Origin of the sequence: Streptomyces sp. NRRL B-24572, assembly GCF_002156145.1 — a bacterium.
In the GTDB taxonomy this organism is placed as follows: Bacteria; Actinomycetota; Actinomycetes; order Streptomycetales; family Streptomycetaceae; genus Streptomyces; species Streptomyces vietnamensis.
In genome coordinates this window covers 1-7318 of the sequence record NZ_MWIG01000446.1, presented here as the reverse complement: position 1 = coordinate 7318, position 7318 = coordinate 1, and the positions used below count along the sequence as shown (strand labels likewise).

The window sequence follows — 7318 nt, the reverse complement described above, 5'->3', positions numbered from 1 at the left end:
GCGGGTGCGATCGATTCGACGGGAGTGACGTACGTCGTCTCCGGCGGCGGTGGCAACGGGCTCAACCAGTTCACGGCGAGCCAGCCGTTCTGGAGCGCGTACAGGTCGGCGCGTTTCGAGTACGTGCAGTGCTCGGTCACTCCGACCCAACTCGTGCTCAACGCGTACAGCGACACCGGGACGCTCTTCGACAGCACGACGCTGACGCAGTGAACCGACGGGTGCGACGCGTTTGCCTTGACGGTGAACTGGTCGGTGTAGTTCAGTCGTTGCCGGTCGGTGGCACAGGCCGCCGACCGTGACGAGGGGGGCGGAGAGATGTTCGCGGTGGTGTACCGGTGGCGGGTGCGTCCGGGGAAGGAGCAGCTGCTCGTCGACGGCTGGCACCGGGTGACCGTGGCGATCCACCAGGAGTGCGGGAGCTACGGCTCCCGGCTCCACAAGGCGGATGACGGGACCTGGGTGGCGTACGCGCGCTGGCCCGACCGGGAGACCCGGGAGAAGTGCGGGACCCCCGACCCGGAGGGCGAGGCGATGATGCGCGAGGCGATCGCGGAGTACTTCCCCGAGACGCGCCTCACCCTCGTCGACGACCTCCTCGCCGAGCCGGAGACCGACTGAAGCGGCCCGTTTCAGGGCCCCGTCACCAGGATGACCTCCAGGGTCCGCGGCCCGTGGACGCCCTCCACCCGGTCGAGTTCGATGTCGCTCGTCGCGGAAGGACCGGAGATCCAGGTCAGCGGGCGCGCCGGGGCGAGCCGGGGGAGCGCGAGCGGCACGGAGGCCACCACCTGCTCAGGGGCCCGCACCACACACAGGTGCAGGTCGGGGACGAGGGTGAGCGCCCGGCGTCCCTGGCCCGGGCCGCCGTCGAGGACGATCGTGCCGGTCTCGGCGATCGCCACCGCGCACCCCGTCACCACGGCGTCCGTGCCGTCCAGTTCGTACGGGGTCAGCCGGGGCTCGTCGAACCGCGGGGTGCCCCCGGTCGCGGCGAGCCACTCCTCGGGCAGCCCGGGCGGCACGACGACGCTGCGCGCGCCGCGCTCCGCGAGGAGCCGCGCGACGAGCGCGGCGAGGTCGGCCGGCGCGGTGCGGTGGACGTGGGCCCGGTAGTCGGCGAGGTTCTCGTGGAGCAGGTCGAGGAGGACCTCCGGGTCGTCCGGGGTGTGGCTGGTCCGGTAGTCGCGGGCGACGGGCGCGGCCTCGGGGGCGTCCGCGACGGCGGTACGGATCCGGGCGAGGATCCGTGCGCGGGAGTCGGTCATGTGCGGTTCTTCCTCCACCAGTCGCGGAACGGTTCGGCGGGCAGTTCGGGCAGGTCGCGGCTCTCCGTCCACTGACGGGCGCCCGGTCCCGGCAGCCGCTTCGGGTGCAGTTTGCGGGTGGCGGAGGCGAGCCGTTCCCCGGCGGCGAGCACACCGGGGTGGTCGAGGACCCAGGTGGACGCCTTGATCGCGGCCCGCTCCAGGCGGTGGCCCTTCCCGCCTTCCCCGGCCACCTTCCCCCGCAGGTGCACGAGCACCTCGGGGATGTCGATGGCGACCGGGCACACCTCGTAGCAGGCGCCGCACAGCGAGGAGGCGTACGGCAGGGAGGCGTCGACCTCGCTCGCGGTGCCCCGCAGCTGCGGGGTGAGGATCGCGCCGATCGGACCGGGGTAGACCGAGCCGTACGCGTGACCGCCGGCCCGCTCGTACACCGGGCAGACGTTGAGGCAGGCCGAGCAGCGGATGCAGCGCAGCGCCTGCCGCCCCACCTCGTCGGCGAGGGCGTCGGTGCGGCCGTTGTCGAGGAGGACCAGGTGGAAGGTGCCCGGTCCGTCGCCGTCGGTGGTGCCGGTCCACATGCTCGTGTACGGGTTCATCCGCTCGGCCGTCGAGGAGCGGGGCAGCGTCTGGAGGAACACCTCCAGGTCCTGCCAGGTCGGCACCACCTTCTCCACGCCCACGACCGAGATGAGCGTCTCGGGCAGGGTCAGGCACATGCGGCCGTTGCCCTCGGACTCGACGACGACGAGCGTGCCGGTCTCGGCGACCATGAAGTTGGCCCCCGAGATGCCGACCTTGGCCCGCAGGAACTTCTCCCGCAGGTGCAGCCGGGCCGCCTCCGCGAGGTCGGCGGGCGTGTCGCTCAGCCCCTCCAGTGCCGGGCGGCCCCAACTGCCCATCTTCTCCCGGAAGATGTCACGGATCTCGCCGCGGTTGCGGTGGATCGCCGGGACCAGGATGTGGGAGGGGCGGTCGTCGCCGAGCTGGACGATGAGTTCGGCGAGGTCGGTCTCGTACGCCGTGATCCCCTCGTCTGCGAGGTGCTCGTTGAGGCCGATCTCCTGGGTCGCCATCGACTTGACCTTCACGACCTCGCGCTCGCCGGTGGCCCGTACGAGCTCGGTGACGATCCGGTTCGCCTCCGCCGCGTCGGCCGCCCAGTGCACGGTGCCGCCCGCCGCCGTCACCGACTCCTCCAACTGGAGGAGGTACGTGTCGAGGTGACGGAGCGTCCGGTCCTTGATCCGCTTGCCGGCCTCGCGGAGCGCGGCCCAGTCGTCCAGCTCGGCCACCGCCCGCGCCCGCTTGTCCCGGATGGTGTGGGTGGCGTGCCGCAGGTTGGCGCGCAGGGTCGGATCGCCCACGGCCTCCCGCGCGGCCTCGGGGAAGGCCGGCATCCCCAGAAACGCCCGCCCGTCACCCGACCACCGCCCCTCGCCGAGCGCTGACGCGCGCCCCTTCTCGTCACTCATGCCCAGGGCTCCTCTTCCGTGCTCGCGAGAATCTCGGCGATGTGCAGCGCCCGCAGCGGCGCGTCCTGGCGTCTCAGCATGCCGCCCACGTGCAGCAGACAGGAGTTGTCCGCGCCGCACAGGACCTCCGCGCCCGTGGACAGCGCGTTCGCGACCTTGTCGGCGCCCATCGCGGCCGAGACGTCCGGGTTCTTCACCGCGAAGGTGCCGCCGAAGCCGCAGCACTCCTCCGCGCCCGGCAGCTCCACGAGCTCCAGGCCCTTCACCGCCTCCAGGAGCCGCCGAGGCCGCTCCCCGAGCCCGAGGAGCCGCAGGCCGTGGCAGGACGGGTGGTACGTCACCCGGTGCGGGAAGTACGCGCCCACGTCCGTCACGCCGAGCACGTCCACCAGGAACTCCGTCAGCTCGTGCACGCGTGGCGCCAGAGCCCCGGCCTCCGTGCCGAACGGCGGGTAGTGGTGCCGGACCATCGCCGCGCACGAACCGGACGGGGTGACGACGTGGTCGTACCCCTCGAAGGCCCGGACCGTGCGCCGTACGAGCGGCTCGGTCTCCGCGCGGTAGCCCGTGTTGAACTGCGGTTGCCCGCAGCAGGACTGCGCGGCCGGGAAGTCGACCGTCACGCCGAGCCGTTCGAGGAGGCGGACCGTGGCCACGCCCGTGGAAGGGAAGACGGCGTCGTTGACGCAGGTGACGAAGAGGGCGACACGCATCACGATTCCTCGGGGACGGTTCGGGCCGGGCGGCGGCGCTGCGGTATGTAGTGTCGCAGGGCCGCACGAGGGGCGGCTCGGCGCACGCCGAGCAGGTGTTCCAGGGCCGGCGAGCAGCTCCGCGAGCCCGTCACCGACCCCGGAGACGCCTCAGGAACCTGCTGGTACGGGGCCGGATCGCGGCCGTACTCCCCGCGGCGACACCGGCGTTGCTGTGCTGAAGGAGGGCACGTAAGGCCCTGCCCCGGCCGCGACCTCCGGGTTATCCTGCGGAAAACGACGGGGGGACACCGTGATTTCTCTACTCATCCTGTTCGGCGTGCTCGCCGCTGTCGGCGTGTCGTCGACGGTCACTCTGCTCCGCAGGGGCGGCCGCCGCACGGACACGGTCGAAGGCCTGCTCCAGGAACAGGAGGCCCTCCGCCAGGCCAAGACCGACCGGGTCTCCTACGGTCTCGGTCTCCACAACACCATGCCGACCGCGAGCGACAGCCACATCCGCCACAGCGGACAGCCTTAGCGGGTGCCCGCCGGTGAGCGGGCGGCTCGGCCCGGTCCGTCACCGCGCCGGTCGGGGACCGCGACGATGGGCGTGTCCAGTACGGCGAACAGACGCGGGCGCGCCGGCGCCCCGGGCAGCCGCGGATGCGGGACCAGGACCCTCACCCGCGTCAGCCGGTCGAGCGCGGACCTCGGTCCGGCGATGGTCCTGCAGCCCTTTGCCCGGCTCGAACATGAGGATCGCGGCGCCGCACGCCTCGGGCGGCTCGTTGTCAGTGCCGTCGCGTACGTTCGGTTCGTTCGGCCCGACCGGCGGGCCGTCGAACCGGGGGACTCGTAGCGGTGAGCATCCACCTGCATTTCCGTGCCGTCGTGGAATCCGAGATCGAGGACGACCACACCTGGCTCGCGGCGTACATGTCCGAGGCCTGGGACAGGCATGCCGAGGAGTACGCGGCCGGTGTCACCGACTCGATCGCGAAGTCCTGGAGCTTCGTCAACGACCTCTACGCCGCGGCCGATGTCGCCGGCACAGGTGGCGAAGGCCCCTGGACGCTGCCGATCTACGGCGGCCGCCCCGTGGCCCACAGCCCCGACGCCGACCTCCGCAACCCGCCCATGATGTACATGGACCCGCCCGAGGTGTCCCGGGCGGCGGAATTCCTCGCGGGCGTCTCCTTCGACGAGCTGTGGAACGCCGTCGGTACGAGACTCGGGGGCGGCGGGCCCGACGACCCGCTCGTCCGGCAGGAGTACCTCGAACACCACGAGTCGCTCCGGGGGTTCTACGGGCGGGCCGCCTTGTCGGGCCATGCCGTGGTCAAGGTCGTGTGGGCGTGAGCCGCCGACGGCGGTGGTACGCGATCGCCACCGCCGTGAGCAGCGGGGCCCAGGCCACGAGCGGGAGGTAGCAGACGAGGAAGAGGGTCTTCTGGAGCGTGCTTTCGGTGAGGTGGGTGGGGGAGTACGGGGCGAAGCCCGCGAACGCCACATAGGTGAACCAGCAGGTGAGCGCGGCGAGCCCGAACGCCCCGGACAGCGCGGCGAACGTCGCGCCCCGGGCGGCGACCGGGCGGCCGCCGAGGAACGGCAGCCGGCGGGGGAACACCTCGCCCCACTCGCGGACCAGACCCAGCGTCAGGAACGCGAGCAGTTCGGCGAGGACGGTCAGGCCGAGCTGGTAGACGGCCAGGCCGATGGTCGGGTCGTCGACCCGGGCCACCGGCGCGCGGAACGTCAGCGCGATGCGCCAGAGGCCGGACGGCAGGACGACCAGGGGCACGGCGTGGGCGGCGACGGAGGCCCAACGGGGCACGTCCGGCAGGGCCTTGAGTTTCATCATGAAGCTCAGACTGCCGCCGGCCCCGGCCCCCGGGCATCGGCCCGGGAGCCGCTCCGCCTCCGCCGTGCGGGGGAGGGCGGATCCTCCTCGCCGACGGGTCAGGCCCCGTCGACCTGCCGCTGGTGGACGCGCAGGTGCAGCGTCGCCAGGTCGAGCAGCGGGGTCGCCACGCCGAGGGCGCGGGCCCGGGCGGTCAGGTCGCCGAAGAGGTGCTCGACCTCGGTGGGGCGGCCCGCCACCAGGTCCCGGTAGAGCGACGGCACCATCGGCGAACCCGACGCGGACACCACGGCGAGCGTCGCCGCCCGCTCCTCCTCCGGTACGGGGTGCCCGGCGGCGGCGGCGACGGCGGCGGCCTCGTCGAGGAGCGCCGGGCCGAGGTCCGGGCCGCCGGGCGTGTCGTACACGTCCCCGACCGTGCCGCGCATCAGGCTCGTCACCGCGCCGAACGTCGTGATGAACACCCACTTGTGCCACATCGCCGTGAGGACGTCGGCCGGCACCGGCGCGTCGATCCCCGCACCTTCGAGGACCTTGCGGATCCGGTCCACGCGCGCGGAGACCGTCCCGTCCCGCACGTCCTGCTCGCCGAAGGCCAGATGGGCCAGAGGGGCGAGCCGCCGGATGTCCCCCGCCTCGTCGAGGGTGGTCACCACCTTGGCCACGCCGCCGAGGACGGCCCGCGCGCCGAAGCGGGCGTTGAGGGCGTCGATGTGGGCGAGGCCGTTGAGGAGCGGTATGACGGCCGTGTCCGGTCCGACGGCCGGCGCGACGTCCTCGATCGCCCGGTCGAGGCCCGTGGACTTCACCGAGAGCAGCACGAGGTCGTACGGCTCGCGCAGCTCGTCGGCCGTGACGAGGCGGGGCTCCACCGTCCACTCCTCGTCCCGGCCCACGACCCGCAGCCCGCGCTCGCGCAGCGCGGCCGCCCGGGCCGGGCGGACCAGGAAGGTGACGTCCTCGCCGGCACGGGCGAGCAGGGCGCCGAAGTAGCCACCGGTGGCACCGGCGCCGACGACCAGGATCTTCATCAGGGTGAACCCTTCGTGGGGCGCCGCGAGGGCGCGGTGGTGAGGAGCGGGGTGAGCAGCCGGTGCGGCCGGGCGAGCGCCGCCGTCACCGGGTCGTCGTCCGGGGCCGCGGGGGCGAGCCCCGGGCCGGGGGCGACCAGGACGTCCTGGACGGGCACGGCCGCGCCGCAGCCGGTGCAGTGCCCGTCCGGTTCGAGCGGGGCCTCGTCCGCCGCGTGCAGGAAGACGCGGCGCGGGCCGCCCCCCGCCGCGTAGAACTCCTCGCCCCAGACGGTGAGCGCCCGGACCGCCGGCCAGAGCGCGACGCCCTTGGGCGTGAGCCCGTACACCTCGCGGCGGCCCGTGCCCGTCCCGGGGCGGCGCGTCAGGACGCCCGCCTCGGTGAGGGTGGCGAGCCGGTCGGTGAGGACGGCCCGGGGGACGCCCAGGTGTGCGGCGAACTCGCCGAACCTGCGGACCCCGTAGAAGGCGTCGCGCAGGATCAGCAGCGTCCAGCGCTCGCCGACGATCTCCATCGAGCGGGCGAGGGCGCAGGTCTGACCGCGGTAGTCGCGCGGAAGCGTCATGGGCGAGAGCGTAGCGCAGAAGAGTTCGGTCACCGAACTGTTTTCATGTGGGGGAAAGGGACGACTGGGCTCACGCCCACCATGAACCGGCCCACGGGACCCAGGGCCGACAAGCCGGGAGTGCGCCGGCACGACCTGAACCTGAGCCTCGTCCTGCGGACCGTCCACGAGACCGGCGAGACGGCCAGGGCGGTGGTCGCGGCCCGCGTCGGGCCCACCCGGCCCGCCGTCTCCTCCCTCGTCGAGCAACTCCTCGGCCTCGGCTTCCTCTTCGAGTCGGGCAAGACGTTCAGCGGGCAGGCGGGACGTCCGGGCACCGTGCTCGAACCGGCGGACACCGGACCTGCCGGCCGCCCCGCCGATCCCGTCGCCCCACGCCGGGCCCTGCGTGGCCACCCTGCCCCACGCCGCGCCCCGCCTGC

General features: G+C 73.3%; 10 protein-coding genes and 1 pseudogene. 5 read left to right on the top strand and 6 right to left on the bottom strand.

Annotation, left to right across the window (positions count from 1 at the left end; translation table 11 throughout):
- The coding region (locus CCN56_RS25585) for a hypothetical protein (RefSeq protein WP_218779444.1) at positions 1-213 on the top strand (213 nt) is incomplete at its 5' end.
- 105 nt (positions 214-318) lie between these two features.
- The gene (locus CCN56_RS25580; protein WP_041134483.1) at positions 319-621 is read left to right on the top strand and encodes an antibiotic biosynthesis monooxygenase; all 303 of its coding nucleotides are present in this window, start codon (positions 319-321) and stop codon (positions 619-621) included.
- Positions 622-632: 11 nt separating this feature from the next.
- On the opposite strand, the gene CCN56_RS25575 is transcribed toward CCN56_RS25580, so the two are convergent.
- The 3 genes from CCN56_RS25575 to CCN56_RS25565 form a co-directional block, all read right to left on the bottom strand.
- Positions 633-1268, bottom strand: coding sequence for an LUD domain-containing protein (locus CCN56_RS25575; RefSeq protein ID WP_086830337.1), 636 nt, complete (start codon positions 1266-1268; stop codon positions 633-635).
- Complete coding sequence (locus CCN56_RS25570; protein WP_086830336.1) at positions 1265-2668, bottom strand: LutB/LldF family L-lactate oxidation iron-sulfur protein; 1404 nt, start codon at positions 2666-2668, stop codon at positions 1265-1267. The genes CCN56_RS25575 and CCN56_RS25570 overlap by 4 nt, the downstream gene beginning before the upstream one ends.
- Positions 2669-2739: 71 nt before the next feature.
- Positions 2740-3456: a (Fe-S)-binding protein gene (locus CCN56_RS25565; RefSeq protein WP_086830335.1), complete on the bottom strand. Its 717-nt coding sequence runs from the start codon at positions 3454-3456 to the stop codon at positions 2740-2742.
- A 292-nt stretch (positions 3457-3748) separates the two neighbouring features.
- Here CCN56_RS25565 and CCN56_RS25560 point away from each other — a divergent pair, with 292 nt between their 5' ends.
- Positions 3749-3976 (top strand): hypothetical protein, encoded by a 228-nt coding sequence (locus tag CCN56_RS25560; protein ID WP_086830334.1) that lies wholly within the window; start codon positions 3749-3751, stop codon positions 3974-3976.
- A 353-nt stretch (positions 3977-4329) separates the two neighbouring features.
- Positions 4330-4797: a YfbM family protein gene (locus tag CCN56_RS25550; RefSeq protein WP_256962133.1), complete on the top strand. Its 468-nt coding sequence runs from the start codon at positions 4330-4332 to the stop codon at positions 4795-4797.
- On the opposite strand, the gene CCN56_RS25545 is transcribed toward CCN56_RS25550, so the two are convergent.
- From CCN56_RS25545 to CCN56_RS25535, 3 genes are all read right to left on the bottom strand, one after another.
- Positions 4778-5299, bottom strand: a complete 522-nt coding sequence (locus CCN56_RS25545; protein ID WP_086830331.1) for a hypothetical protein — start codon at positions 5297-5299, stop codon at positions 4778-4780. The genes CCN56_RS25550 and CCN56_RS25545 overlap by 20 nt on opposite strands.
- A gap of 98 nt (positions 5300-5397) precedes the next feature.
- Positions 5398-6330 carry a ketopantoate reductase family protein gene (locus tag CCN56_RS25540; protein ID WP_086830330.1) on the bottom strand — a complete coding sequence of 311 codons (933 nt, stop codon included), beginning with the start codon at positions 6328-6330 and terminating at the stop codon, positions 5398-5400.
- Positions 6330-6896: a helix-turn-helix domain-containing protein gene (locus CCN56_RS25535; RefSeq protein ID WP_086830339.1), complete on the bottom strand. Its 567-nt coding sequence runs from the start codon at positions 6894-6896 to the stop codon at positions 6330-6332. The genes CCN56_RS25540 and CCN56_RS25535 overlap by 1 nt, the downstream gene beginning before the upstream one ends.
- An 81-nt stretch (positions 6897-6977) precedes the next feature.
- Here CCN56_RS25535 and CCN56_RS25530 point away from each other — a divergent pair.
- Positions 6978-7318, top strand: a pseudogene (locus tag CCN56_RS25530) (hypothetical protein); the annotation flags it as partial.